Annotated in this window: 26 protein-coding genes; 7 read left to right on the forward strand and 19 right to left on the reverse strand. The window is 64.2% G+C overall.

All coding sequences use genetic code 11. The features are described from left to right. Positions 1-200: 200 nt before the first annotated feature. From AC56LR_RS19490 to AC56LR_RS19505, 4 genes are all read right to left on the reverse strand, one after another. Positions 201-785: a TerD family protein gene (locus AC56LR_RS19490; RefSeq protein ID WP_497132812.1), complete on the reverse strand. Its 585-nt coding sequence runs from the start codon at positions 783-785 to the stop codon at positions 201-203. A gap of 13 nt (positions 786-798) precedes the next feature. After that, a complete protein-coding gene (locus AC56LR_RS19495; RefSeq protein WP_497132814.1) occupies positions 799-1,494 on the reverse strand; it encodes a TIGR00266 family protein in 696 nt (231 codons plus the stop codon). A gap of 54 nt (positions 1,495-1,548) precedes the next feature. Next, complete coding sequence (locus tag AC56LR_RS19500; protein ID WP_497132815.1) at positions 1,549-2,124, reverse strand: TerD family protein; 576 nt, start codon at positions 2,122-2,124, stop codon at positions 1,549-1,551. A 119-nt stretch (positions 2,125-2,243) separates the two neighbouring features. Next, positions 2,244-3,299 carry a DUF475 domain-containing protein gene (locus AC56LR_RS19505; protein ID WP_497132817.1) on the reverse strand — a complete coding sequence of 352 codons (1,056 nt, stop codon included), beginning with the start codon at positions 3,297-3,299 and terminating at the stop codon, positions 2,244-2,246. Positions 3,300-3,436: 137 nt separating this feature from the next. Here AC56LR_RS19505 and nhaR point away from each other — a divergent pair, with 137 nt between their 5' ends. From nhaR to AC56LR_RS19520, 3 genes are all read left to right on the forward strand, one after another. After that, positions 3,437-4,345 carry a transcriptional activator NhaR gene (nhaR, locus tag AC56LR_RS19510; RefSeq protein WP_497132819.1) on the forward strand — a complete coding sequence of 303 codons (909 nt, stop codon included), beginning with the start codon at positions 3,437-3,439 and terminating at the stop codon, positions 4,343-4,345. Positions 4,346-4,395: 50 nt separating this feature from the next. Beyond that, entirely contained in the window at positions 4,396-5,736 is a 1,341-nt protein-coding gene (locus AC56LR_RS19515; protein ID WP_497132821.1) for a hemolysin family protein, read from the forward strand. Positions 5,737-5,842: 106 nt separating this feature from the next. Further along, positions 5,843-6,727, forward strand: coding sequence for an RMD1 family protein (locus AC56LR_RS19520; RefSeq protein ID WP_497132823.1), 885 nt, complete (start codon positions 5,843-5,845; stop codon positions 6,725-6,727). Positions 6,728-6,798: 71 nt separating this feature from the next. Here the strand turns inward: AC56LR_RS19520 and AC56LR_RS19525 are convergent, their stop codons facing one another. Then, positions 6,799-7,953, reverse strand: coding sequence for a DUF3616 domain-containing protein (locus tag AC56LR_RS19525; RefSeq protein WP_497132825.1), 1,155 nt, complete (start codon positions 7,951-7,953; stop codon positions 6,799-6,801). Between the two features lie 245 nt (positions 7,954-8,198). Between AC56LR_RS19525 and ppk1 the strand changes: the two genes are divergently transcribed. After that, complete coding sequence (gene ppk1 / locus AC56LR_RS19530) at positions 8,199-10,379, forward strand: polyphosphate kinase 1 (RefSeq protein WP_497132891.1); 2,181 nt, start codon at positions 8,199-8,201, stop codon at positions 10,377-10,379. Continuing rightward, the gene (locus tag AC56LR_RS19535; RefSeq protein WP_497132826.1) at positions 10,330-10,791 is read left to right on the forward strand and encodes a SixA phosphatase family protein; all 462 of its coding nucleotides are present in this window, start codon (positions 10,330-10,332) and stop codon (positions 10,789-10,791) included. The genes ppk1 and AC56LR_RS19535 overlap by 50 nt, the downstream gene beginning before the upstream one ends. 68 nt (positions 10,792-10,859) lie before the next feature. Here the strand turns inward: AC56LR_RS19535 and AC56LR_RS19540 are convergent, their stop codons facing one another. Next, the gene (locus AC56LR_RS19540) at positions 10,860-12,314 is read right to left on the reverse strand and encodes a Ppx/GppA phosphatase family protein (protein WP_497132828.1); all 1,455 of its coding nucleotides are present in this window, start codon (positions 12,312-12,314) and stop codon (positions 10,860-10,862) included. Between the two features lie 149 nt (positions 12,315-12,463). Here AC56LR_RS19540 and AC56LR_RS19545 point away from each other — a divergent pair, with 149 nt between their 5' ends. Then, positions 12,464-13,972 (forward strand): CYTH and CHAD domain-containing protein, encoded by a 1,509-nt coding sequence (locus AC56LR_RS19545; RefSeq protein WP_497132830.1) that lies wholly within the window; start codon positions 12,464-12,466, stop codon positions 13,970-13,972. Positions 13,973-14,024: 52 nt separating this feature from the next. Here AC56LR_RS19545 and AC56LR_RS19550 read toward each other — a convergent pair whose 3' ends face one another. The 6 genes from AC56LR_RS19550 to AC56LR_RS19575 all read right to left on the reverse strand — a co-directional run bounded on the left by AC56LR_RS19550 (position 14,025) and on the right by AC56LR_RS19575 (position 19,219). Then, complete coding sequence (locus AC56LR_RS19550) at positions 14,025-15,083, reverse strand: AI-2E family transporter (protein WP_497132832.1); 1,059 nt, start codon at positions 15,081-15,083, stop codon at positions 14,025-14,027. Positions 15,084-15,149: 66 nt separating this feature from the next. After that, positions 15,150-15,737 carry an SCO family protein gene (locus AC56LR_RS19555; protein ID WP_497132834.1) on the reverse strand — a complete coding sequence of 196 codons (588 nt, stop codon included), beginning with the start codon at positions 15,735-15,737 and terminating at the stop codon, positions 15,150-15,152. Between the two features lie 44 nt (positions 15,738-15,781). Continuing rightward, positions 15,782-16,675, reverse strand: coding sequence for a heme o synthase (cyoE, locus tag AC56LR_RS19560; RefSeq protein ID WP_497132836.1), 894 nt, complete (start codon positions 16,673-16,675; stop codon positions 15,782-15,784). 56 nt (positions 16,676-16,731) lie between these two features. Further along, positions 16,732-17,856 (reverse strand): COX15/CtaA family protein, encoded by a 1,125-nt coding sequence (locus tag AC56LR_RS19565; RefSeq protein WP_497132838.1) that lies wholly within the window; start codon positions 17,854-17,856, stop codon positions 16,732-16,734. A gap of 18 nt (positions 17,857-17,874) precedes the next feature. Then, a complete protein-coding gene (locus tag AC56LR_RS19570) occupies positions 17,875-18,504 on the reverse strand; it encodes an SCO family protein (protein WP_497132840.1) in 630 nt (209 codons plus the stop codon). After that, on the reverse strand, positions 18,467-19,219 hold the full coding sequence (locus AC56LR_RS19575) for an SURF1 family protein (RefSeq protein WP_497132842.1): 753 nt from the start codon (positions 19,217-19,219) through the stop codon (positions 18,467-18,469). The genes AC56LR_RS19570 and AC56LR_RS19575 overlap by 38 nt, the downstream gene beginning before the upstream one ends. 33 nt (positions 19,220-19,252) lie before the next feature. On the opposite strand from AC56LR_RS19575, the gene AC56LR_RS19580 reads away from it, so the two are divergent. Then, the gene (locus AC56LR_RS19580) at positions 19,253-19,453 is read left to right on the forward strand and encodes a twin transmembrane helix small protein (protein WP_027867006.1); all 201 of its coding nucleotides are present in this window, start codon (positions 19,253-19,255) and stop codon (positions 19,451-19,453) included. Between the two features lie 163 nt (positions 19,454-19,616). Here AC56LR_RS19580 and AC56LR_RS19585 read toward each other — a convergent pair whose 3' ends face one another. The 7 genes from AC56LR_RS19585 to AC56LR_RS19615 all read right to left on the reverse strand — a co-directional run bounded on the left by AC56LR_RS19585 (position 19,617) and on the right by AC56LR_RS19615 (position 24,586). Continuing rightward, positions 19,617-20,474, reverse strand: coding sequence for a cytochrome c oxidase subunit 3 (locus AC56LR_RS19585; RefSeq protein ID WP_497132844.1), 858 nt, complete (start codon positions 20,472-20,474; stop codon positions 19,617-19,619). A 120-nt stretch (positions 20,475-20,594) separates the two neighbouring features. Further along, positions 20,595-20,804 carry a DUF2970 domain-containing protein gene (locus AC56LR_RS19590; protein WP_497132846.1) on the reverse strand — a complete coding sequence of 70 codons (210 nt, stop codon included), beginning with the start codon at positions 20,802-20,804 and terminating at the stop codon, positions 20,595-20,597. After that, positions 20,804-21,385 carry a cytochrome c oxidase assembly protein gene (locus AC56LR_RS19595; protein ID WP_497132848.1) on the reverse strand — a complete coding sequence of 194 codons (582 nt, stop codon included), beginning with the start codon at positions 21,383-21,385 and terminating at the stop codon, positions 20,804-20,806. Before AC56LR_RS19595 ends, AC56LR_RS19590 begins: the two co-directional genes overlap by 1 nt. 1 nt (position 21,386) lies before the next feature. Further along, positions 21,387-21,497: a cytochrome oxidase small assembly protein gene (locus tag AC56LR_RS19600; protein ID WP_497132850.1), complete on the reverse strand. Its 111-nt coding sequence runs from the start codon at positions 21,495-21,497 to the stop codon at positions 21,387-21,389. A gap of 2 nt (positions 21,498-21,499) precedes the next feature. Beyond that, a complete protein-coding gene (ctaD, locus tag AC56LR_RS19605; RefSeq protein ID WP_497132852.1) occupies positions 21,500-23,101 on the reverse strand; it encodes a cytochrome c oxidase subunit I in 1,602 nt (533 codons plus the stop codon). A 29-nt stretch (positions 23,102-23,130) separates the two neighbouring features. Next, positions 23,131-24,318 (reverse strand): cytochrome c oxidase subunit II, encoded by a 1,188-nt coding sequence (gene coxB, locus AC56LR_RS19610; RefSeq protein ID WP_497132853.1) that lies wholly within the window; start codon positions 24,316-24,318, stop codon positions 23,131-23,133. A gap of 31 nt (positions 24,319-24,349) precedes the next feature. After that, complete coding sequence (locus tag AC56LR_RS19615) at positions 24,350-24,586, reverse strand: hypothetical protein (RefSeq protein WP_497132855.1); 237 nt, start codon at positions 24,584-24,586, stop codon at positions 24,350-24,352. Between the last annotated feature and the right edge of the window lie 59 nt (positions 24,587-24,645).

Consider the following 24,645-nt stretch of genomic DNA (forward strand, 5'->3'; position numbering starts at 1 on the left):
TTGCTCACCGTCGACTCCAGATTATTCAGAGTCGACAGCATGAGCTATCTAGCAAAATCGGACATTTCTACTTTGCTAGAACCGGACATTACTACTTTGCTCTTACACACCCTACGGACCGGCGAGATGCGAGCCATGCGATCAATGCGGACAAAAAAAGAGCCGGGCAAGCCCGGCTCTTCTCACATCGATACAGTAGATTACAGGTGCGGCGTAATCAGCGGCATCAGGTCGTCGAAGGTGCGCCCCGACCCGTTCTCACCGATTGCATGCATCTTCCACTCGCCGCCATGGCGGTACAGCTTGGCCATGATCTGCGCGGTGTGCGAACCCTGCACCGACAGGTTGAAGCGCGCCACTTCCTGGTTGTTGCCTGCGTTGATCAGGCGGCAGTAGGCGTTTTCCACCGTCGAGAAGTTCTGGCCGGTGAAGCTGTTCACGGTGAACACCAGCGACTTGATGTTGGCGGGCACGCGCGCCAGCTCGACCGAGATCTGTTCGTCGTCGCCGTCGCCGGCGCCGGTGCGGTTGTCGCCGGTGTGGGTGATGCTGCCGTCCTTGCTCTTGAGCTGGCGGAACCAGACGGTGTCGACCGGGCGGTTCGATTCGTCGAACATCACGACCGATGCGTCGAGGTCGACCGCGTCGCCCTTGCCGCCGCCGAAGCCGAAGAAGCCCTTGGACTTGGCCACGTCCCAGCCCAGGCCCATGGTGACGCGCGAGAGCGCGCCGCCGGCTTCCTTGTCGAGCGAGATCTTCTGGCCTTTTTGCAGATTAACTGACATATCAATTCTCCTATTAGCGCGCCGGCTGCTGCATCCAGGCTTTGAATGCATTCCGGTTGCGTGAACATACGTAAACCTTCCCTTTGCCCGAGAAGCGCAACACCATGCCCTCGCCGCTGGTCTGGCTGTTGATCAGGTTGCCCAGGAAGCCGCCGCTGGTGCCGGTCGTGATCGAGATCTCGTAGCGCAGCGTGCTGTCCCAGCACACCACGTGGGCGTTGTCGATGATCGCGTCCTTGCCGGGCTCGACGTCCAGCATCGACATCGACCCGAAGCCCGACACCACCACCTGGCCGCTGCCGCCCGTCTCGGTGACGAAGAAGCCGCCGCTCTGCGCGAACAGGGCGTTGCCGATGTTCTGGGTGCGCACCTTCAACTCGACGCCGTTGGTGGCCGCCACAAAGGCGCCATCGCTGATGATGTAGTTGTTCGGACCGACGTCGACCACCTGCATCGCGCCCGGCAGCGTGGGCGAGAGCAGGCAGTCGCCGTCGCCGCGGGTCGCTTCGATGTGCTGCTGGAAGAACGACTCGCCGTTGGCGAAGGTGCGCATCAGCGCGCTGCCGAGGCCTCCCTTCATCTTGCCCTTCAGGTCGAGCGTCGATTCCATCATCACCATCGCATCCGACTCGCAATAGATGGTTTCGCCGCGTCGCATCGAGACATGCAGGAAGGGATCGACATCCCCGGTCACGGTAAATACTGGCATTGCTGGCTTCCTTTCCAAGCGGCCCGCCCTGTGGAGCGGGCCGCAGCTGTTGAATTAGACGTTCACGCCGTAGTTCTTGGCCAGTGGGCCCAGGCCGCCGGCGAAGCCCTGGCCGATGGCGCGGAACTTCCAGTCGGCGCCGTTACGATACACCTCGCCGAAGATCATCGCAGCTTCGGTCGAGCTGTCTTCCGACAGGTCGTAGCGGGCGATTTCGCTGTTGTTGCCGGCGTTGACGCAGCGGATGAAGGCCTTGCCGACCATGCCGAAGTTCTGGCGGCGGGTCTCGGCGTCGTGGATGGTCACGGCCAGCACCACCTTGTCGACATCGGCCGGCACCTTGGACAGGTCGATCGATACGCTTTCGTCGTCGCCGTCGCCCTGGCCGGTGGTGTTGTCGCCCGAGTGGACCACCGAGCCGTCGGCCGACTTCAGGTTGTTGTAGAAGATGAAGTCGCTATCCGAACGCACTTTGCCCGACGCATTGAGCAGGAACACCGCGCCGTCGAGGTCGAATGCTGCGCCATCGGTGGCGCGGGTGTCCCAGCCGAGGCCGACCTTCAGCTGGGTCAGGCCAGGAGCTTCTTTCGACAGGTTGACGTTGCCGCCTTTTTGCAGACTGATTGCCATGATTGTGAGTCTCCTAAAATAGAACTGCTTGTGAACACCGGGTAGTAGGCGCAGCGAGCTGGTGTTCTGCCACTCGCCGCGCGGTTCTTGCGGGCGGCCCGTGTGGGCCGCCTTCGTGCTTATGCCAGTTTTTCTTCGACCGAGCCGTTCAGCTTCTTGTGCTGCAGCGAGCTCCACAGCGAAGCCGCGATGAAGGCCACACCGATCAGGCCCGTGAACAGCTCGGGCACGTGGTACTTCATACTCACCAGCATGATCACGGCCAGGATACCGATCGCATAGTGTGCGCCGTGCTCCAGGTAGACGTATTCGTCCAGCGTGCCCTGGCGGACCAGGTAGACCGTCATCGAACGCACGAACATCGCGCCGATTGCCAGGCCCAGCATGATGATCACGACGTCCTGGGTGATCGCGAAGGCGCCGATCACGCCGTCGAAGGAGAACGATGCGTCCAGCACTTCGAGGTACAGGAAGCCGCCGATACCGCCACGCTTGACCATGTCGCCGACGTTGCTGTTTTCATCGGATTCGCTCTTTTCCAGCAGGCTGCTGAGCATATCGACACCGATATACACCACGATGCCCCACAGGCCGGCCATCAGCACGACCATCTTCTGCGCTTCTTCCACCCAGCCCATGGCGAGCATCAACGAACCCAGGGCAATCATCACCGCAATCGACGATACCTTGCCAAGCGAACCGAGCTTACGCTCGACATTGCCGAGCCAGTGCGTCTCTTTTTCCTCGTCGAGCAGGAAATTCAGGAAGACCAGCAGCAGGAACATGCCACCGAAGGCCGCCACTTCCGCGTGGTGGTTGGTCAGGTGGGTCGAGAAGCCTTTCGGATCGGTCAGCGCCAGGTTCCACACTTCGGTCATGCCCAGGTCGGCCGCGACCGCGACGATCACCAGCGGGAACACCAGGCGCATGCCGAACACGGCGATGATCATGCCCAGGCCCAGGAACAGCTTGAGCCAGAATTCGTTCCAGCCCTTCAGGACCGACGCGTTGACCACGGCGTTGTCGAAGGACAGCGAGACTTCCATGACCGACAGGATCGCGGTCACGCCCAGTGCGGTCAACATGCCGGAGATGCCGGCATGGTCGTAACCCCACCAGCCCGCCAGTGCCATACAGATCGCGGTCACGACGAATGACCAGGTAAAGTGTTTCATGCTGAATTTCCCCTTATGTTGAAGTGCTTCATGTGTGGCTTCCTCTTGTTGTTGAATTGACAGAACGCAGTGTATAGCTCGGCAAGATATTGAAAAAGCGAAGATAATCGAAGAATTACTTCGCAAAAACAGAAGAGATGAATCATACCCCTCCCAACTTCCGCCACCTTTATTACTTTTGGGTGGTCGCGAAAGAAGGCAGCATCACCCGCGCCGCCGAGCGCCTCGGCCTGGCGATCCAGACCGTCAGTACGCAACTATCGCAGCTCGAGCAGGCTATGGGCAAGGCCCTGTTCACCCAGCAGGGCCGGCGCCTGAACCTGACCGAGGCCGGGCGTCTGGCGCTATCCTACGCCGACCAGATCTTCCTGCTCGGCGAGCAGATGCAGGAAGCCCTGGCCGAGTCCGACAGCGCGCGCATCCGCCTGACGGTCGGCATTTCCGACTCGCTGCCCAAGCTGACCGCCTACCGCCTGCTCGAGATCGCCACCCGGCTGCCACGTCCGGTGCGCCTGGTCTGCTACGAGGGCGAGTTCGACGAATTGCTGGCCGACCTGGCCCTGCACAAGCTCGACGTGGTGCTGACCGACCGCGCGGTGCGCTCGGGCACCACCTTGCGCGTGTTCAGCCATTTGCTGTCGGACAGCGAAACCATCGTGGTCGGCACCCCTGCGCTGGCGGAAAGCTGGGGAGGAGACTTTCCGCGTTCGCTGAACGGCGCGCCGTTCCTGCTGCCGACACGCAATAATGCCCTGCGCGGCAAGATCGACGAATGGTTCGAGCTGCAGGGCGTGCGTCCGGACGTGGTCGGCGAATTCGAGGACAACGCCCTGCTCACCACCTTCGGGCGACGCGGCCTGGGCCTGTTCTTCGCCCCGGCGGCCCTGGCCCATGACGTCGAAGAGCAGTTCGGCGCCCTCCAGGTCGGGCGCGTGCCGCAGGTGCGCGAGCATTTCTACGCCGTCTCGAACGAGCGCAAGATCAAGCATCCGGCCGTCGAAGCGATCCTCTCGGCAGTCCACCAGGGCGTACTGGCGAGTAGTTGAGCTGTACAATGGACACCGGCTTTGCCTTTTTTTTAACTTAACTCTCTTCAATGGAAAACCTTTTATTCGTCGTTCTCGCCCTGTTCCTGGTGGCGCTGAACGGCTTCTACGTGGCGGCGGAATTCTCCATCGTCACGTTGCGCAAGACGCGCGTGCGCGCGATTGCCAAGACCTCCGGCCTGCGCGGGCGCATCCTGGGCAAGGTCCACAACCAGCTCGACGCCTACCTCTCCGCCTGCCAGCTCGGCATCACCCTGGCCTCGCTCGGCCTGGGCTGGGTCGGCGAGCCGGCCTTTGCAAGCCTGCTCGAACCCCTGTTCGCCATGCTGGGCGTGACCTCTCCCGAGCTGATCCACGGCGTCTCCTTCGTGGTCGCCTTCTCGGTGATCTCCTTCCTGCACATCGTGGTCGGCGAACTGGCCCCCAAGACGCTGGCGATCCGCCTGCCCGAAGTGGTGGCCCTCTGGACCGCGATCCCGCTGTACGCCTTCTACTGGTCGATGTACCCGGCCATCGCGCTGCTCAATGCCAGCGCCAACCTGGTGCTGCGCATCGCCGGCCTGGCCGGCACCGGCAGCCACGACACCCATTACTCGACCGACGAGCTGAAACTCATCCTGCGCACCAGCACCCCGGGCGAAAAATTCACCACCGACGAGCGCAACATCCTGGCCCAGTCGCTCGACTTCAGCCAGCTCGCGGTGTCCGACCTGATGCGCCCGATCAACGAGGTGAGCGCGCTGTACGCCGGCCGCAGCCACGAGCAAAACATGGAGACGGTGCGCCGCAACCGCTTCTCGCGCTACCCGTATTTCGACGAGGAAGGCGAGGAAGTGCTGGGCGTGATCCACCTGAAGGACCTGTTCTTCGCCCAGCAGGCCGGCCGCCCGGTCACCGACCTGAGGCAGCACCTGCGCCCCGTGGAGACGATTTCGGCGCGCACCCCGGCGCAGGACATCTTCCGGCGCTTCCGCGGCGGCGCCCCGCATTTCGCGCTGATCGGCGAAAAGGGCAAGCGCCCGGTCGGCTTCATCACGCTCGACAACCTGCTTGGCGCCATGGTGGGCGAGATCCGCGACGAATTCCGCATGAACGAGAACGACTGGATGGCGCAGCCGGACGGCACGTATATCGGCAAGGCCAGCCTGCCGATCTTCTCGCTCGAGCGCCTGCTCGGGATCGACATCGACAACGAAGAGATGGGCCTGGACGACGTCGAATCGGTCGGCGGCCTGCTCATGGAAAAGCTGGGCGACATCCCGAAACAGGGCCAGCGCATCGAGTTCCCGCAGTTCGACGTCGTGGTCAAGAAGATGAACGGGCCGCGCATCCTGCTGGTGAAGGTGCTGCCGCGGCGCGAGCGCGCGCTCGACGATGACGAGCACGACTAGAGCATGTAAAAAACCTGACGATTGCGCAGGAAATCGGGCAGGGGCAGATGCAGCCCTGACAAGATAGACGCCGGCGCCACGTGTGGCGCAAGCAAGCGGAAACATCATGGATAGCCACATCAACCGAAAGCAGATTCACTGGAATCCGCGCCCCCGCACCCGTCCCGGGCTGCACCTGAACACGGAGAAGCTGCCGTATCACCGGCCGGTCATCACCCAGCTCCAGTTCACGGCCAGCGCCATCATGGCTGCCGAGCGCATCGACATCCGGGCCATTTCCGGTTTCGAGATCGTCGGCAAGTCTCCGTTCACGATCCGGCTCGCAGAAGGCGGCCTCGCGGCGATCTTCCGCTACGGCGCCATCGTGTTCTTCAATGCCACCGACGACGAGAAGGCGCACCTGCTGCGCGCCGTCGCTCCGCATGCCACGGGCGCGGCCGACGTCAAGGCGGAAGAAAGCGCGCGGGTGTGCGTGAGTCCCGACGAAGAAGAAGGGCCATCCGGGCCGGACATCAAGATCAAGAACGCCGACCGGCTGCGCCTGCAGCTGATCGCCGAGGTCATGGCCAAGGCGGCCATGCTGTCCTTCCAGGAGCGCCGCGCCGCACGCGACTTCGACCTGAGCGAACCGCTGGCGCGCGACCTGGCCGAGGACGGACGCTTTTCCGCGAAGCCGTCCGAGCTGCTCAAGACGGTCGGGAACATGCTGCTGGCGGAGAACCGCCTGAACGGCCGCGCCGGCGTGCTCGACCGCCCCGACCTGCTGTGGGATAACCCCAGCCTGTCCGGCCTGTACGCGATGCTCGAGGGCGACTACGAACTGCACGACCGCGCAGCGGCGCTGGACCGCAAGCTCACCACGCTGTCGCATACCTCCGAGACGCTGGTCGAAACCATGCGCTACCACAGCTCGCACCGGCTCGAGCAGGCGATCCTGCTGCTCATCTTCGTCGAGCTCTGCCTCGGCCTGTACGGGCACTTCGGCCGTTAAGCCGGTTCAGCAGGCCATGCGCCTGCTACCGCCGAGTCGATGCTGGCATCGCCAGCCGCGCGCTGTGCGCTTCACTTGCCCTTGCTGCGCGGCCTGCTGCGCGGAGGCAAGGCATAGACGTCTGCCACCAGGGTGCTCTCGCCGATCTGCCGGCTGGGCGATGCCGCATCGTGCACCACCAGCAGCGCTTCCGTGCTGCCGCCGTCGGAGGTGAACAGGGCCATGCCTTCCGGATGATCGACGCCCTGGCCGAAAGGCAGGTCCAGCACGTGCTCCAGTTCGTCCGCCGGCACCACGCATTCCCTGGCGGGCGCCGCCCCGCCGCGCCAGCACTGCACCGATACCGGCCCGTCCAGGTCCATGGTCGGCCCGGCCAGCACCAGCAGGTCCTTGCCGCGGATGCACATGTCGCGGATACCGAGTCCCTTCAGGTCGAGGAAATGCTTGCGGTAGAGCTTTCCCTCGTCATCGACCGGCGCCAGGCGCAGCCAGCCTTCTTCTGCGTCGTCCACCAGCGCCACTTCGATGATCACCGCCCAGCCGCGCAGCACCGGGCCGCGCAGGCCGAGCAGCAGGTGCTTGCCGGAGATGGCCAGGCCCTCGATGTCGAAGCCGTTGTCCTTGCCGGGAATGGCCAGGAAAGGGCCGAGATGCTCGTCGTCCGCGAGCAGCGCGGTCAGCTCGTTGCCGTGGGCGTCGCAGCGCAAGAGCGCTGCGCTGCGGCGCTTGTCCTTGTACGTGCTCGCGCGCACCAGGGTGGGGGCCCCGTCTTCCTCGACGATCGGGATGCGCCCCAGCAGGTAGCGGTTGCCGTCGGTGCTGACCGAGGCCAGGCGCTTGTGGGCTTTCTTCACGCCGTCGCCCTCCTTCGGCTGCTTGCGGCGCAGGCTGTGCGAACCGGTCACCCACAGGTATTTTCCGTCGCTCGCCAGGCCCTCGATATCGATTTCGTTGATATCCTCCGGCGTGTCGCCGTGCGGCGGCAGCGGCAACGAAAAATAGTCGTGCAGCGCATACTGCCGGTGTCCCTGCGCGAAGCTGCTCTGGCCGGTGCTATCCTCCTTGCACAGGGTCAGGCGTTCGATGCTGATGGATTCGTCGTTGGCCGTCCAGAGCGTTTGCCCCATGCGCAGCGCCACCGACAGGCCGTCGCGCAATTCCTTGCCGGGGCGGAGGTCATCGCGTTCGGGGTGGAATTCGAGCAGGACGATATTCGAGGGATGCATGGGCTTCCTTTACGGGTGCGGGGGCGGCAGTGGGAGCGACAGGCAACGATACCATGGCGCGCGGGTCCGGGCCCTTACTGATGGGCGCAGGCCATGCCGCGGAATGCAGGCTGGCCAGTCAACTTGCGCTATGCTGTTCCGGAACGAACACCAGCGGCAGGAAACAAGACTGGCCGGGCAAGATGTAACGAACCTGTCATATTTGCCAACGACACTGGCATTCTCATATGAAATCGCGGCGCAAGATGGACAAGAAGGTCAAACAACAAGAAGCGGAAGCAATGGCGGTGCTGGACCGGGGCGGCCAGTTCCTGAACCGTGAACTGTCCCTCCTGGAATTCAACCGCCGCGTGCTGGCCCAGGCCGAGGACGATCGGGTGCCGCTGCTCGAACGCCTGCGCTTCCTGTGCATCGTCAGCAGCAATCTCGACGAGTTCTTCGAGGTGCGCGTTGCCAGCCTGCTGGCCCAGCACACGATTGAACGCAGCCTGGAACGCATGCCGGAAACCCTGGCCGCCACCCTGGTGCGCGCCAGCGAGGAATGCCGCCGCCTGATTGCCCGCCAATACCAGCTGCTCAACAGTGAGATCCTGCCGCGCCTGTCGGAAAACGGCATCCACATGCTGCGCCGGAGCGACCGCAACCCGGCCCAGCGGGCCTGGGTGAAACAGTATTTCGACAAGGAAGTCAGGCCGCTGCTCACACCGGTCGGGCTGGATCCGGCCCACCCTTTCCCGCGCGTGATCAACAAGAGCCTGAACTTCATCGTCGAGCTGTCGGGCAAGGATGCGTTCGGGCGCGGCACCGCGATTGCCATCATGAAGGTGCCGCGGGTGCTGCCGCGCGTTATCCGGCTGCCCGACGACTTGTCGGACCAGAAAGGCGCGTCCTACTGCCTGCTGTCTTCGGTCATCCAGGCCCACCTGCCCGAGCTGTTTACCGGACGCGAGGTGGTCGCCTCCTCGCAGTTCCGGGTCACGCGCAACAGCGACCTGTGGGTCGACGAAGAAGAAGTCAAGAACCTGCGCCAGGCCCTGCAAAGCGAGCTGCACAGCCGGCAATACGGCTTTGCCGTGCGGCTCGAGGTCGGCCTCGATTGCCCGCCCCACCTGTCGGATTTCCTCAGCCAGCAGTTCGGCATCGACGGCAGCCGCGTGTTCGCGGTGGACGGCCCGGTCAACATGGGCCGGCTGCTCGAAATCGTCAACGCCAGTACCCAGCCGGGGCTCAAGTTCGTCCCCTTCACGCCCGGGTTTCCAACCAAGCTGGACCCGAACGATATCTTCGGCACCCTGGCGCGCCAGGACGTGCTCCTGCACCATCCCTTCCAGTCTTTCCAGCCGGTGATCGATTTCATCCACGCTGCCGCGAGCGACCCCAGCGTGGTCGCGATCAAGCAGACCATCTACCGGGCCGGCATGAATTCCGAGCTGATGGAGGCCCTGATCAGCGCGGCCCAGCGCGGCAAGGAAGTCACCGTCATCGTTGAACTGATGGCGCGTTTCGACGAAGAGGCGAACATCAACTGGGCCGAGCGCCTGGAAGAGGCCGGCGCGCAGGTGGTCTATGGCGTGGTGGGCCTGAAGACCCACGCGAAAATGGCCCTGGTGCTGCGCCGCGAAGCAACCGGCCTGCGCCGCTACGCCCATCTGGGCACCGGCAATTACAATCCGGCCACGGCCCGCCATTATTCCGACCTCGGGCTGCTGACCTCGGACGCGTCGCTGACGGCCGACGTCAATGAAGTCTTCATCCACCTGACCAGCATGACCAAGCCCAAGCAGCTCGGCTGCATATGGCTGGCGCCGTTCACGCTGCAGAAGGAAATCGTGCGCGCGATCCTGCAGGAAGGGGCCATCGCGCGCGGCGGCAAGCCGGGGCGCATCATTGCCAAGATGAATGCGCTGACCGACGAAACCGTGATCCGCGCGCTGTACGACGCCTCCTGCGACGGCGTCAAGATCGACCTTATCGTGCGCGGGGCCTGCTCGCTGCGTCCCGGGGTGCCGGGACTGTCGGCCAATATCAAGGTGCGCTCGATCGTCGGTCGCTTCCTGGAACATACCCGGATCTTTTATTTCCGCAACAACCTCAAGCACGACATCTATCTCAGCAGCGCCGACTGGATGAACCGCAACCTGCTGCGCCGGATCGAAGTCACCTTCCCGGTCACCTCGCCCGCCCTGAAGAAACGCCTGTTGCGCGAAGGCCTGCAGCCCTATCTGAACGACAACGTCAGCGCCTGGGAACTGGACAGCAATGGCCATTACCGGCGCCGCAAGCCGCGTTCCGGACAAAAACCCTATGATGCACAGAAGGTGCTGATGGACCTGCTCGGCGCCGGCGCGACGGACGACCTTCCAAAGGAGAACGGAGATGGACCTGATCTTGTGGCGCCACGCCGAAGCCGAAGCCGGGGAGCCTGACGCCCGGCGGGCATTGACCTCAAAGGGCGGCCGCCACGCGGCGCGGGTGGGCGCCTGGCTGGCCCATCAATTGCCGGAGCAATGCCGCGTGCTGGTGAGCCCGGCCAAGCGCTGCCTGCAGACCGCAGATGGCCTGGGCCGCCGCTACACGGTCCACGAAGCCCTGGACACCGACTCCACGCCTGAACGCATGCTGGAAACCTGCGGCTGGCCGGACCACCGCTTTCCCGCCCTGCTGATCGGCCACCAGCCGCAATTGGGTGAGCTGGCGGCCCTGATCCTGGCGGGCGAAAAACAGCCCTGGAAGATTCGCAAGGCCGGGGTGCTCTGGATCAAGGGCTCGGACGCCGAGGACAACCTGCCCTTCATCCGGCTGGCGGTCGGTCCGGAGCTGATCGGCAAGCTGCGTTGAAGCCGATGCCCACCGCGTCCATACTGCCGCTCGGTGAACCAGCATCGTTATAAGTTCTGCATGTGCCTTCAGGCTTCCCTGAACTGGAAAGCCATGCCGGCCTCTTCCCACGCCTTGCCTTCGCGCTCCAGCCAGAAGCGCATGGTCGGGTGCGCCCGCAGCCAGTCGGGCGCCAGCTCGACCTCGATGCGGTTCTTCATGCGCAGCCGGAAGCCGCCGAGTTCATCGTCGACGCGGGCATGCATGCAGGCCACCGCCAGGCGCAGCGCCAGCACCATGCGCACCAGGGCCGGCTCGGCCAGGGCTTCGCGGATTTTGCGCAGATTGCCTTTCTGGCCCAGAACGAGCGTGGCCATCAGGCGCTGTTCGCGGGTCGTGAACCCCGGCAGATCGACATGCTCGACGAGATAGGCGCTGTGCTTGTGCGCCCCCGAGTGCGATACCGCCAGGCCGACCTCGTGCAGCATGCAGGCCCAGCCCAGGTAGTGCAGGCAGTTTGGATTGGCGGCGCCAAGCTGGCCATACAGATGCGCGGCAATGGTGGCGGTGCGACGGGCGCGCGCGGCATCGACGCCGAACCGCTCCATGCAGGCCACGATCGCCAGGTCGCGCCGGTCGTGCTGCTGGGAGCGCATTTCCAGGTCGGACAAGGCGCCCAGGCGCAGCCCGGCGTTGACGGTCATTACCCGCTCGATCCCGAATTCTTCCATGGCTCCGGCCAGGATGCTCACTCCCCCCAGCACCGCCACCACCCGGTCGCGCCTCAGGCCCGCCATTTCCACCAGGTCGACCTGGCCGAAACCGACCAGGGCAGCGCGCAGCGCGCGCAAGCCGGCCAGCGACATGGTGCCGTCGCCCAGCCCGTTGCGTGCGATGGCCTCGGCCATGGCGCGCATCGTGCCTGACGACCCGTAGACCGCGCGCCAGCCGTGGGCGCGGAAGGCCGGCGCGATGTCTTCGAACATCGCGCGCGCCATCGTGGTGGCGGCGTCGAACCTGACATCATCGATGCGCCCGCCGGCGAAGAAATTCGATGCCTGCGGCTGGGTGCCGATGCTGAAGGACTCGACCAGCACGATCTCGTCGCCGCTGCCGGCAATGACCTCGGTCGAGCCGCCGCCGATGTCGATGACCAGGCGCTGCTCGCCCGGATCGGCCAGGGCGCGCGCCGCGCCCATGTAGACCAGCCGGCCCTCTTCTTCGCCGGAGATGACTTCGATCGGATAGCCGATCGCCTTTTCGGCCAGCGGCAAGACCTCGGGAGCATTGCGCGCCACGCGCAAGGTGTTGGTGGCCACCACGCGCACGCCGTCGAGTTTGTATTCGCCGAGGATCGCGGCAAATCCGGACAGGCTGCGCAGCGCCGCTTCGATCGCCGCGGCAGTCAGGTTGTTGTTGGCGTCGAGGCCGGCGGCCAGGCGCACCGGGTCGCGCGCACTGCGCACGATGCGCATGTCGCCATCGGCCGGTTCGCCGATGTGCAGGCGGAAACTGTTCGACCCGAGATCGACTGCTGCAAACATGTGGATAGCTTTCAAAAAGTTGACAGGCAGAGTGTACAGCCGCCGGCGCGCCGGCGGATACTCGGATGGGATAGCATGGAACGACATGAAAGAACCCGCCTCGATCGAGCGCACATTGCCGCGCTCAGGCATTCCCCGAAAGGATCGATATGGAAACCGAACTGAAATTGCAGGTTCCTCCCGCCCAGCTCGACCAAATGCGCAAGCACCCCATGCTCGCGGCCAAGGCCCTCGACGGTGCGCACGAACACCAGCTGGTCGACATCTACTATGACACCGCCGCACACGACTTGTGGAAGCGGGGCCTGACCCTGCGCGTGCGCGAATCGGCCGGCGCCTGGACCCAGACCGTGAAAACCGCCGCCGCCAGCTCGCCCGGGTTGCACGAACGCGGCGAATGGGAATGCGCGCTGCCCAATGCTACGCCACAACCGGCCTTGCTGGCGCGCCAGATCAAGCCGGCGGCGCTGTCCACGCTGCTCTCCAGCGTCGAGGCCGGCCAGCTCCTGCCGATCTTCCGCAACGTCACCCACCGCACCAGCTGGATCCTGAAATGGCCGGACGGCGACGAAGTGGAATGCGTGCTCGACTCGGGGCGGATCGAATCGGGCGGCCGCCATGCCGAGATTGCCGAACTGGAGCTGGAAATCAAGCGTGGCTCCTCTACCCACCTGTTCGAGCTGGCGCTGGCGCTGCACGCCGATATTCCCTTGCGCATGTCCAATGACAGCAAGGCGGCGCGCGGCTTTGCCATGCTCAGCGATGAGGCGGCGCACCCGGTCAAGGCGCAGCCGGTCAAGCTCGGAGCTCATGCCACCCTGGAGGACACGTTCCAGCAGATCGGCCTGAACTGCCTGCGCCAGATGGAAGCGAACGTGCCGGGCGTGTTGCAGAAAGACGTTGAAAGCCTGCACCAGATGCGCGTTGGCTTGCGCCGCCTGCGGGCCCTGAACGACATGTTCGGCGAGCTGGCTCCGGCGCCACGGCAGGTTGCCGAAGGACTCGACTGGCTGGCCGGGGCGCTGGGCGCTACGCGCGACTGGGATGTCCTGGCGGACTCGACGCTCTCGCGGGTGCACGGCATCGATCCAGCCGCACTGCGCCTGGCGGCGCGCGCCCGGGCGGACAAGCTCCACCAGGGCTTGCTCCAGACCCTGCTGTCGGCCCGCTTTACCGAGGTGCTGCTCGGCGTGAACGGCTGGCTGCACACGCGGCAATGGAGAGAGGGCAAGAAATTACCGGGCAATTCACCGCTGGCCAAGCGCGCAGCCAAGGCCTGCATTCCCCTCCTGCGCAAGGCCGAGAAGCGCCTGAGCCGCCGTATTGCCGATTTCGACGGCCAGGAAGCGCACCAGCGCCACCGGATCCGCATCGCTGCCAAGAAAGCCCGGTACGGCGCGGAATTCTTCCGCGACCTGTTGCCTGCCAGGCAGGTCAAGCGTTACGTCGCGCGGCTGTCCGAGCTGCAGGATCACCTGGGCCTGCTGAACGATTTCGCTGTCGCCGGCGAGCTGCTGCCGGAACTTCAGAAAGGCAATGGTGAACTGGGCCGCCAGGCCGCCTATGCGCGCGGCTACCTGCTTGCCGCATCCGAGGCCGAAACCACGGTGCTGGCCGATTCCCTGAAGGCGGCGGCCAAACTGCGCCTGCCGCGCTGAGGCGTCCCAGCCTGGTCCGCCACTTGCGGGCTGGGCCTGCTTGCCGGGGTGCTCAGTTCTGGCGGATCACCCGGTCCGGCGTGCCGGTCCACTCGCTCATCAGGCTGTAGCCGACTGCCAGCAGGGTCGGCCCGATGAACATGCCGACGAAGCCGAAGGCGATCACTCCGCCCAGCACGCCCAGCAAAGTAAGCAGGAAGGGCAGGCTGCTGCCCATGCTGATCAGCATCGGACGCACGACGTTATCGACACCGCTGATCAGGAAGGTGCCCCAGATGACCATGAAAATGCCCCATCCGGTCTCGCCGTGCAGGAACAGCCAGAACGCGGCGCCGCCCCAGATGATGGGCGGGCCGACCGGGATCAGGGAAGACACGAAGATCAGCACCGACAGCAGCGGCACCGCGGGCACGCCGGCGATCGTGAAGCCGATTGCGGCCACCACGGCCTGGGCCAGCGCGGTGCCGAGCATGCCGTACATGACGCCGCGCACGGTCTGGGTGACGGTAGTGGCCACCGATCCGGCGCCCTCGCCCATCATCCGCTGCATCGCCACATCGATCACGGCCAGCAGGGATTTGCCGTCGCGATAGAAGAAAAAGCTGACGAAGGCAGCCAGGCTGAGCTGGACGACGCCGGTACCCAGCATCAGGCCGCCGGCTACCAGGTAGCGCCGCGCCGGTTCCAGCATGCGCTGGGCCAGTGCGATCATCTGGTCGCGGCTGGCCACCAGCTGGCGCAAATAGGTATCGATCGACTCGCCCACCAGCGGGATGGCGCGCACCCAGGGGGGCGGGAGCAGCTCGCGGTGCTCGATGGCGTGGCGTACCTCGGTGAAGCCCTTGGCGACGTCGTCGGCCAGGTTATAGGCGACCATGGCCAGGGGGATAATGACGAGCAGCGTGAGCGTCAGCGTCATGGTCAGGGCGGCCAGGTTGCTACGCCCGCGCATGGCGCGCAGCAGGCGCAGGTACAGCGGCCAGGAAGAAATCACGACGCAGGCCGCGAACACGATGGCGGCCAGGAAAGGCCTGAGGACGTAGAGGCAGCCCAGCGTCAGCAGGACGACAATCGCGATGCGGGGGTAGTTCCTGCCTGCGCCTTGTTCCATGCCGTCCCTGTGAAGTGGTGTTTACACCATCATAGCAGTTCAGTCAGGGCATGGATGACGGCACGATTAAAGCAGCTGGCGCAGGTCCGCCGTGAGCGGGCCGGGGCCCTGGCCGTGACGCACGAACAGGCGCAGCTTGCCGTCGCGGTCGAACACATAGCTGCCCGCCATGTGGTCCACCGTGTAGCTGTCTGGTTCCGTTCCCGGCACCTTGGAGTAGAACACCTTGAATTCCTTGGCCGTGCGCGCGGTGGCTTCCTTGTCGCCGTACAGGCCGATAAAGCTCGGATGGAAGGCCGGCACGTAGGCAGCCAGCAGTTCCCGGGTGTCGCGCTCCGGGTCGAGCGTGACGAACAGCACTTGCACGTCCTTGCTCGATGGTCCCAGTTCCTTCATCACGGCGGCCATCTCGGCCATCGTGGTGGGGCACACGTCGGGGCATTGGGTGTAGCCGAAGAACAGCACCACCAGCTTGCCCTTGAAGTCCTGCAGCGTGCGCGGTTTGCCGGTATGGTCCGTCAACGAAAAGCCCTTGGCGTAATCGAGGCCGGTGACGTCGGTGTTGTTGAAGGTCGGCGTCTTGTTCGCCAGCTTGTCGCAGCCGGCGCCCAGGACCGCCAGGGTCATCACCAGCACGCTCAGGAGTTTTTTCATGTCGGAACCGTGATCGAAACGCTGCGCAGCAACACGCTGGGCAGTCAGAACTTGAAGTAATGGTCGATCAGCAGCGCCGCAAACAGCAGCGACAGGTAGACGATCGACCAGGTAAAGGCGTTGCGCGCGGCCATGTCGCTGTAGTGCTTGTGCACGCGCCACGAATGGCGCAAAAACAAGATGTTGAGCACGACGGCCGCGGCCAGGTAGATCAGGCCGCTCATGCCGACGGCGAAGGGCAGCAAGGTGGTGGCGGCCAGGGCGATGGTGTAGAGCCAGACCTGCAGGCCGGTGTATTGCATGCCGTGCGTGATCGGCAGCATCGGCAGGCCGCTGCGGGCGTAGTCGTCGCGGCGGTACATGGCCAGCACCCAGAAATGCGGCGGGGTCCACACGAAGATGATCAGCACCAGCAGCCAGGCCTGCATCGGCACGGCGTCGGCCACCGCGGCCCAGCCCAGGGCCGGCGGCATGGCGCCGGAGAGCCCGCCGATGACGATGTTCTGCGGCGTGGCCGGCTTGAGCAGCATGGTGTAGATGAAGGCGTAACCAACAAACGTGACAAAGGTCAGCCACATGGTGAGCGGATTGACGAAAGCGTACAGGATGACCATGCCCAGGCCGCCGACCAGGGTCGAGAAGATGATCGTCTGGGTGTTGGTAAGCTCGCCCATGGCGGTGGCGCGGCGGGCCGTGCGCGCCATCCTGGCGTCGATCTTGGCCTCGACCAGGCAGTTCACCGCAAAGGCGGCGCCGGCCAGCAGCCAGATGCCGGCGGTGCCGGCAATCAGCACCTGCCAGCCCGGGAAGCCGTCGGTGGCGAGGAACATCCCGATGACGGCGCAGAACACGGCCAGTTGCGTGACGCGCGGTTTGGTCAGGGCCCAGTATTGGGCAACGCGGCTCGGAGGTTTGTGGAGGGCGGTCTGGGTCGTCATCAATGAGGGTGCTGGCTGGCGTGGGCGCGGCATCGCCGCGGTTCACGTCGCGCGGTTCAGGTCGCGCCGTTCACTTCAATCTGGTACTTCACCCGGTAGTTTAACATGGTCACCAGCAGTACCAGCAGGGCTGCCCCGGCGTTATGCATTACTGCAATGGCGAGCGGGAAGTCCAGATAGACGGTGGCGATGCCGGTTAGCAGTTGCACTACCAGCAGGATGGCCAGCCAGCGCGCGTGCTTCGCCAGGTAAGGCTGGCGCCACGCGCGCCATGCCAGCAGGCCGAGCACGCCGACGACGACGATGGCGAAGTTGCGGTGCACCCAGTGGATGGCGACCAGGGCCGAGAACGGCAGGTAATGTCCGGCCGCCGTCTTGCCCAGTTCACGCCACAGGTGGAAGCCGTGCTCGAAGTCCATCGGCGGCACCAGGCGGCCGTCGCAGAGCGGGAATTCGTCGCAGGCCATGGTTGCATAGTTAGTGCTCACCCACCCGCCGAGCGCGATCTGGACGGTGACGACCACGGCGGCGAGGATGGCCAGCGTGCGGATACCGCGCAGCGTGCCGGCGTCGCCCTGCCCTTCGCTGGAACGCAGCGGCGGATGCATCAGGTAATCTTCACGCCCGCCCAGCCAAGCGAGCATTGCCAGCAGGCCCATGCCCAGCAACAGGTGGATGGTCACGATGATGGGTTGCAGCTTGAGCGTGACGGTCCAGGCGCCGAAGGCGCCCTGGATGCAGACGAACACGAACAGCGCCAGCGGAATGCCGGGCTTGAAGGCCGCTGCCTTCGTCTTGCGCCATTGCAGGGTGGCGGTGAACAGCAGCGCCATGATCAGCACGCCGATGCCCATGGCCAGGTAGCGGTGGATCATCTCGATCCAGGCCTTGACCACCGTGACCGGGCCGGTCGGCATGGCCGCTTCGGCCGCCGAGATCTGCTCGTGCGCCAAAAACGGGTTGGCCATGCCGTAGCATCCCGGCCAGTCCGGGCAGCCCAGGCCCGAATCGGTCAGGCGGGTAAAGCCGCCGAACACGATCAGGTCGAAGGTCAGGAAGACCGCGATCCAGACCAGCTTGCGGAACTTGTTGGCGTCGGACGACATCCAGACCATGGCCAGCGGCAGGGTCGCGACCAGCACGCCCATCAGGGCCAGTTGCAGCAGCGAAGAGGTTTGCATTGTTCGTATTCCGACCGGTCAGCCGATGGCCGAAGCCTTGAGCAGCTTGGCAATGTCCTTGTACACCTTGCGCGGGTCCGGGTTCAGGGGGAAGCGCATCATCAGGTTGCCCAGCGGGTCGATCAGGTAGATGTGGTCGGAAGGCAGAGTGCCGCTGTCGGCCGGCAGCCATTTGCTCACGGTGCCGCTTGGCGCGCGCAGCAGGTGCATGCCGTCGTATTGGCGGATGGTCAGGGTGTCGAGCGGCTGGTCGTCCGTGACGAGCCAGACGCGCTCGACGCGGTCCATGTTCTTGCCCTGCATCAGGCGCCACTGGCGCATCGCGAACAGCTGCTTCTGGCAGGCGTCCAGGCATTCGCCGCCGCCGACTTTCAGCATGATCCACTTGCCGGCGTATTGCTCGAGCTTTTCCGGACGGCCGTCGAGGGTCGTGCTGTCCATCGCAGGAATCGGATGCAGGCGCGGGTCGATCAGCGTGCCGTAGTTGGTGCGGCCGGACGGCTTGATGACGTAATAGGTCAGGTAGGACAGGATCAGGGGCGCTGCGCATACCATCAGCACCGCGAACAGTTTCCAGCGCCCGCGATTGCGCTTGAGCGCCTGCGCGGGGTCAAGTGCTGCTGCCTGCTTCACGTTTTCTTGTTCCACTACGAAATCCTGTTATCACAAAAAAGAGGATGGCCATCGCCGCCAGTGCATACCACTGGAAGGCGTAGCCGCGGTGCTTGTCGATGCCGCCGGAGGGCGAAGGCCAGACGCGCTGCAGGGCCTCGCCCGGCTGGGCCGGCCCGGTCTGCTGCACGAAGAATGGCTGCAGCGCCAGGCCGGTGGCGCGGGCCGCCGCGGCCGGGTCGATGTTCTGGACGATGGCGTTCGGCGCCAGCGGCGCGGCCTCGCCCAGGTCCATCACCTGGCCGGCGGTGGCGACCACCGTGCCTTCGATCGTCACGGTGCCCTGCGGCGTGTCGAAGGCCGGAAGCTTGCCGTATTCGGCGGCGCGCGGCAGCCAGCCGCGCAGCACCAGCACGTGGGTGGCCGCGCTCGCGGACGCATCGGCTATTTTAAACGGCATCACGAGGTAGTAGCCGGGACGGCCGGCCATCGGACGGTTGGCCAGGAACAGCGGCCACTTGCCGACGAATTCGCCGGTGACGGTGACGCGGCGGTAAGCGAGCGCCGCGGCGGGCGTGATGGCGGGACCGAGCGCGACGGGGGCTTCGGCGGCGCGGGCGTCGAGCTGTTCCTGCACTGCCTGCTTCTGGGCTGCCCTGCCCGCCTGCCAGTTACCGAGCGCAATGCCGAGGATGGCGAGGACCAGGGCGGCAATGAAGGGAATGGGTCGAAAACGGAACGCGAACCGCATTACAATGAAGCCTCAACCTTTCCCTTGCCCACTATGAAACTGCTCGTTGCCATCGCTTTCATCCTGATCCTCGCCAGCCTGGCGTCGGCCCTGTTCTTCCTGATGCGCGACAAGGGGCAGAGCAACCGCACCGTGCATGCGCTGGCGCTGCGGGTCGGGCTGTCGATTACCTTGTTCCTGTGCCTGCTCGGGGCCTACAAGATGGGGTGGATTGCGCCGACGGGGATTCGCTGATCTCCCGTAGGGTGGGCGGGTCTCCCGCCCGCGCGTTCAACGAACGTTTGATGGCCACGGTGCGGCAATTCGCCCGCCGGTTGAACGCGCGGGCGGCAAAGCCGCCCACCCTACGCAATTCAACATCTCGTTTCAATGGCCGGGCTGCCCCGGCCATCCAAGCTTACAGCCAGTACACCACCACGTACAGCCCCAGCCACACGACGTCGACGAAGTGCCAATACCAGGCCGCGCCTTCGAAGCCGAAGTGGTTGTCCGCCGTGAAGTGTCCCTTCAGTACGCGGTACAGGATCACCGACAGCATGATCGCGCCCATCGTCACGTGGAAGCCGTGGAAGCCGGTCAGCATGAAGAAGGTCGAGCCGTAGATGCCCGAGGTCAGCTTCAGGTTCAGTTCCGAGTAGGCGTGCATGTATTCATAGACCTGGAAGCCCATGAAGACCGCGCCCAGCAGGATGGTGGCGGCGAGCCAGATCGCGGTCTTGGCGCGGTGGCCTTCGCGCAGCGCGTGGTGCGAGATGGTCAGCGTCACGCCCGACAACAGCAGCAGCGCGGTGTTGATGGTCGGGATCGGGAACGGGCCCATGGTGTTGAAGCTGTCGACCACGCCGGCCGGGCCGGTATTGCCCCAGGTCGGTGCGTAGTCGGGCCAGATGAACTTGTGGTCCAGGTCGGCCAGCCATGGCATGGAAATGACGCGGGCGTAGAACAGCGCGCCGAAGAAGGCGCCGAAGAACATCACTTCCGAGAAGATGAACCAGCTCATCGACCAGCGGTAGGACAGGTCGATGTTGCGGCCGTACATGCCGGATTCGGATTCGCCGATGGCGTCGCCGAACCAGAAGTACAGCACGGTCAGCATCGCGAGGATGCCGGCCACGCAGACGATCGGCCCCCAGGACACGCTGTTGACCCAGGCGGACGCGCCCAGCATGGTCACCAGCATCGAAATGCCGGCGGCCATCGGCCACTTGGAAGGGCCTGGCACGAAATAATGTGGCACGGTATGTGGCGAACTCATCTTCATCTCCTCAACGCTTCTGAATTATCGGTAACTCTGAAATCGCAAACTTGGATCCCGGCATGCGCCGGGATGACGTTGTTATATGTTGTTGGCGAAGCCGATCGTGCGACTTCGTCCTTACTGCGACACTGCAAACCGCACCGCCAGCATGATCAGGCCAATGAAAATCACTGCCCCGATCAGCCCGGCGATGATCACGTGCACCGGGTTCAGGTTGGCCGCGTCCTGCTCGTAATCGCTGCGCTTGCGCACGCCGAAGAACGACCAGAACACTGCCTTCATCGTGGCAAGGAAACTCGCCCTGCGTCGATGCGGCTTCTCGTTCATTACTGTACCGCCCCTTTGGATGGCGCCGCGGCTGCTTTCACCGCGCCGCCGATCTCGAAGAAGGTGTACGACAGCGTGATGTTCTTCACCTCGCGCGGCAGGGCCGGGTCGATGAAGAACACGACCGGCATCTGGCGCGCCTCGTTGGCCTGCAGGGTCTGCTCCTGGAAGCAGAAGCATTCCACTTTCTTGAAGTGCGGCGTGACCACCTGCGGCGCGTAACTCGGAATGGCCTGCGCCTTGACCGCCCTGGCCTGGGTGTTGACCACCTCGTAGGTCACGGTGGCCAGCTCGCCCGGATGCACCTCGATGCTGCGGGTGGTCGGGCGGAAGCGCCATGGCCCCTGCGCATTGCCGTCCAGTTCGACGACGATGGTGCGCGTCTTGTCGATCTGGGTATTGGTCGGCGCCGCGACGAACTCGCCCTTCTGCGTGAGCACGTTAATGCCGAGCACCTCGCAGATCTGGCGGTACACCGGCACCAGCGCGTAACCGAAGCCGAACATCATGACCGCCACCACCACCAGTTTTCCCAGGGTGGAGCGGTTCAGGCGGCGGATCCGGCGGCTGACTGCGGTCATCTCAGCCCCGCAGCATGAACTTGACGATCACGCTGGCGAAAAAGAACAGCGCGATCCCGCCCAGTACCAGGGCGGTCTTCAGGTTGCTCTTTTTGCGTTCGTCGCGGGTCATGTTCACTTCACCAGCGGCGGGGTTTCGAAGGTGTGGAACGGCGCCGGGCTCGGCACGGTCCACTCCAGGCCTTCCGCGCCTTCCCATGGCTTGGCTTCCGCCTTCTTGCCGCCACGGATGGTTGGCAGCACCACCGCGAACAGGAAGTAGACCTGCGACAGGCCGAAGCCGAAGGCGCCGATCGAGACGATCATGTTGAAGTCGGTGAACTGGGTCGCGTAGTCCGCGTAACGGCGCGGCATGCCGGCCAGGCCCAGGAAGTGCATCGGGAAGAAGGTCACGTTGAACGTGATCAGCGACAGCCAGAAGTGCATCTTGCCGCGGCCTTCCGGATACATGTGACCGGTCCACTTCGGCGCCCAGTAGTAGTAGCCGGCGAACAGCGCGAACAGCGAACCGGCCACCAGCACGTAGTGGAAGTGCGCCACCACGTAGTAGGTGTCGTGCACCACGATGTCGATCGGGGTCACTGCCAGGATCAGGCCGGTGAAGCCGCCCATCGTGAACACGAAGATGAAGCCGACCGCGAACAGCATCGGGGTCTCGAAGGTCATCGAGCCCTTCCACATGGTGGCGACCCAGTTGAACACCTTCACGCCGGTCGGCACGGAGATGAGCATGGTGGCGTACATGAAGAACAGCTGCGAGGTCACCGGCATGCCGGTGGTGAACATGTGGTGGGCCCAGACGATGAAGGACAGGATCGCGATCGAGGCGGTTGCATACACCATCGAGGCGTAGCCGAACAGCGGCTTGCGGGCGAAGGCCGGGATGATCTGCGAGACGATGCCGAAGGCCGGCAGGATCATGATGTAGACCTCCGGGTGGCCGAAGAACCAGAAGATGTGCTGGTACATCACCGGATCGCCGCCGCCGGCCGCGTTGAAGAACGAGGTGCCGAAGTGGCGGTCGGTCAGGGTCATGGTGATCGCGCCGGCCAGGACAGGCATCACGGCGATCAGCAGGAAGGCGGTGATCAGCCAGGTCCAGCAGAACATCGGCATCTTCATCAGGGTCATGCCGGGAGCGCGCATGTTCAGGATGGTGACGATGATGTTAATCGAGCCCATGATCGACGAGGCGCCCATGATGTGCATCGCGAAAATCGCCATGTCCATGCCGGGGCCCATCTGGGTCGACAGCGGCGCGTACAGCGTCCAGCCGGCGGCGGTGGCGCCGCCCGGCGAGAAGAACGAGCCCGCCAGCAGGATCGCCGCCGGCGGCAGCAGCCAGAACGAGAAGTTGTTCATGCGCGCGAAGGCCATGTCGGAGGCGCCCACCTGCAGCGGGATCATCCAGTTGGCGAAGCCGACGAAGGCCGGCATGATCGCGCCGAACACCATCACCAGGCCGTGCATGGTGGTGAGCTGGTTGAAGAACTCCGGACGGAAGAACTGCAGGCCCGGCTGGTACAGCTCGCTGCGGATCATCAGCGCCAGCACGCCGCCCGAGAGCAGCATGATGAACGAGAACCACAGGTACAGGGTACCGATGTCCTTGTGGTTGGTGGCGAACAGCCAGCGGCGGTAGCCGGTTGGCGCGTCGTGCGCGTGGTCGTGGCCGTGGTGATCGTCGTGTGCGTGATCGATGGTACTGGTAGTCATGTCGATATCCCTGAAGCTAAAGAGCTAACTTACTTGCTGCGCGCAGCCAGCACTTCGGCCGGTTGTACGATATTTTCCGCAGCCTTGTTCGACCAGGTGTTGCGGGTATAGGTGATCACTGCGGCGATCTCGGTGTCCGACAGCTGCTTCCAGCCCGGCATGGCCGAAGCGTAGGCCGGGGTGTCCTGGCCGTTGAGCAGCACCTCGACCTGATGGGCCTTGGCGCCGTTGACGACCGGCGAGCCGTCCAGCGGCGCGAAGGCATTCGGCACGCCCTTGCCGTTGGCCTGGTGGCAGGCCACGCAGTTGGCGGCGTACACCTGCTCGCCCTTGGTTTTCAGTTCGTCGATGGTCCAGACCTTGGTCGGATCGTCGGCCAGCGCGGCCATTTCCTTCTTCTTGGTGCCAACCCAGGCGGCGTAGTCTTCGTTCGAGACGACACGCACGACGATCGGCATGAAGGCGTGGTCCTTGCCGCACAGCTCGACGCAGTTGCCGCGGTAGGTGCCGATCTTGTCGGCCTTGAACCAGCCGTCGCGCACGAAGCCCGGAATCGCATCCTGCTTGATGCCGAAGGCCGGGATGGTCCAGGCGTGGATCACGTCGTTGGCGGTAAAGACCATGCGGATCTTCTTGCCGACCGGAACGACCATCTCGTTGTCCACTTCCAGCAGGTAGTTTTCGCCGCGCTGTTCGGTCGATGGCTCGCCCGGCAGGCCGATCTGGGCGCGCGGGGTCGACAGGTTCGACAGGAAGGAAATGCCCTCGCCCTCGCCTTTCAGGTAGTCGTAGCCCCATTTCCACTGCATGCCGGTGGCCTTGATGGTGATGTCGGCGTTCGAGGTGTCTTTCAGGGCGACCACGGTCTTGGTGGCCGGCAGCGCCATACCGATGACGATCAGGAACGGGACGATGGTCCAGGCGATCTCGACGGCAGTGGATTCATGGAAGGTGGCCGGCTTGTGGCCGAGCGATTTGCGGTGCTTGAACACCGAATAGAACATGACACCGAACACGGCGACGAAGATGACCATGCAGACGATCATCATCCAGTTGTGCAGGTCGTAGATGTCGGCGCCAACGGCGGTCACCGGGGTCTGCATGTTCAACTGGTGTTCCACCGGCCGGCCGGTAATTTCCGGAGCCGCCCATGCTGGGATGCCGGCCGTTGCTGCGAGCCCGAACATCCAGGCCCCAAGTCGCGTTGCGTATGTCATGTTGTCCCCAACCACCCAAAATAAAATATTTTTAACGGTCGACAATTCCATGAACGAACTGCCGCCGCTCCGAATCAATGCCGCAGAGGGGGCCACCGCCCTCCGCGTAATTGCGCTGCGGAACGGTGGGAAAACCATACGCCGGCCCGGGTGACGTTGTCGTCACCAGAGGCCGGCGGCTCTGCGGATGCTGCAATTTATTTCTATTTTTCGTCTGTTCTGCTGCTTTTTTCAGCGCTTTTCGCGTCTGGACGATAAAAATAGCCACTGATTATAATCAAACCAGTAATTTTTATTCAAGGAAAATCGGGCAGTGTTGTTGCCACC

Source organism: Telluria sp. ZT3P39, assembly GCF_059685935.1.

Bases quoted from the DNA above. Each gene is read 5' to 3' on its own strand.
- AC56LR_RS19500 (WP_497132815.1), bottom strand. From the start codon at position 2,124: ATGGCAATCAGTCTGCAAAAAGGCGGCAACGTCAACCTGTCGAAAGAA.
- AC56LR_RS19595 (WP_497132848.1), bottom strand. From the start codon at position 21,385: ATGACCGCAGTCAGCCGCCGGATCCGCCGCCTGAACCGCTCCACCCTG.
- AC56LR_RS19545 (WP_497132830.1), top strand. From the start codon at position 12,464: ATGGAAACCGAACTGAAATTGCAGGTTCCTCCCGCCCAGCTCGACCAA.
- AC56LR_RS19490 (WP_497132812.1), bottom strand. From the start codon at position 785: ATGTCAGTTAATCTGCAAAAAGGCCAGAAGATCTCGCTCGACAAGGAA.
- AC56LR_RS19585 (WP_497132844.1), bottom strand. From the start codon at position 20,474: ATGAGTTCGCCACATACCGTGCCACATTATTTCGTGCCAGGCCCTTCC.
- AC56LR_RS19505 (WP_497132817.1), bottom strand. From the start codon at position 3,299: ATGAAACACTTTACCTGGTCATTCGTCGTGACCGCGATCTGTATGGCA.
- ppk1 (WP_497132891.1), top strand. From the start codon at position 8,199: ATGGACAAGAAGGTCAAACAACAAGAAGCGGAAGCAATGGCGGTGCTG.
- coxB (WP_497132853.1), bottom strand. From the start codon at position 24,318: ATGACATACGCAACGCGACTTGGGGCCTGGATGTTCGGGCTCGCAGCA.
- AC56LR_RS19550 (WP_497132832.1), bottom strand. From the start codon at position 15,083: ATGGAACAAGGCGCAGGCAGGAACTACCCCCGCATCGCGATTGTCGTC.
- AC56LR_RS19575 (WP_497132842.1), bottom strand. From the start codon at position 19,219: ATGCGGTTCGCGTTCCGTTTTCGACCCATTCCCTTCATTGCCGCCCTG.
- AC56LR_RS19540 (WP_497132828.1), bottom strand. From the start codon at position 12,314: ATGTTTGCAGCAGTCGATCTCGGGTCGAACAGTTTCCGCCTGCACATC.
- AC56LR_RS19600 (WP_497132850.1), bottom strand. From the start codon at position 21,497: ATGACCCGCGACGAACGCAAAAAGAGCAACCTGAAGACCGCCCTGGTA.
- AC56LR_RS19580 (WP_027867006.1), top strand. From the start codon at position 19,253: ATGAAACTGCTCGTTGCCATCGCTTTCATCCTGATCCTCGCCAGCCTG.
- AC56LR_RS19590 (WP_497132846.1), bottom strand. From the start codon at position 20,804: ATGAACGAGAAGCCGCATCGACGCAGGGCGAGTTTCCTTGCCACGATG.
- AC56LR_RS19525 (WP_497132825.1), bottom strand. From the start codon at position 7,953: ATGCATCCCTCGAATATCGTCCTGCTCGAATTCCACCCCGAACGCGAT.
- AC56LR_RS19555 (WP_497132834.1), bottom strand. From the start codon at position 15,737: ATGAAAAAACTCCTGAGCGTGCTGGTGATGACCCTGGCGGTCCTGGGC.
- cyoE (WP_497132836.1), bottom strand. From the start codon at position 16,675: ATGACGACCCAGACCGCCCTCCACAAACCTCCGAGCCGCGTTGCCCAA.
- AC56LR_RS19520 (WP_497132823.1), top strand. From the start codon at position 5,843: ATGGATAGCCACATCAACCGAAAGCAGATTCACTGGAATCCGCGCCCC.
- AC56LR_RS19535 (WP_497132826.1), top strand. From the start codon at position 10,330: ATGGACCTGATCTTGTGGCGCCACGCCGAAGCCGAAGCCGGGGAGCCT.
- AC56LR_RS19565 (WP_497132838.1), bottom strand. From the start codon at position 17,856: ATGCAAACCTCTTCGCTGCTGCAACTGGCCCTGATGGGCGTGCTGGTC.
- AC56LR_RS19515 (WP_497132821.1), top strand. From the start codon at position 4,396: ATGGAAAACCTTTTATTCGTCGTTCTCGCCCTGTTCCTGGTGGCGCTG.
- nhaR (WP_497132819.1), top strand. From the start codon at position 3,437: ATGAATCATACCCCTCCCAACTTCCGCCACCTTTATTACTTTTGGGTG.
- AC56LR_RS19495 (WP_497132814.1), bottom strand. From the start codon at position 1,494: ATGCCAGTATTTACCGTGACCGGGGATGTCGATCCCTTCCTGCATGTC.
- ctaD (WP_497132852.1), bottom strand. From the start codon at position 23,101: ATGACTACCAGTACCATCGATCACGCACACGACGATCACCACGGCCAC.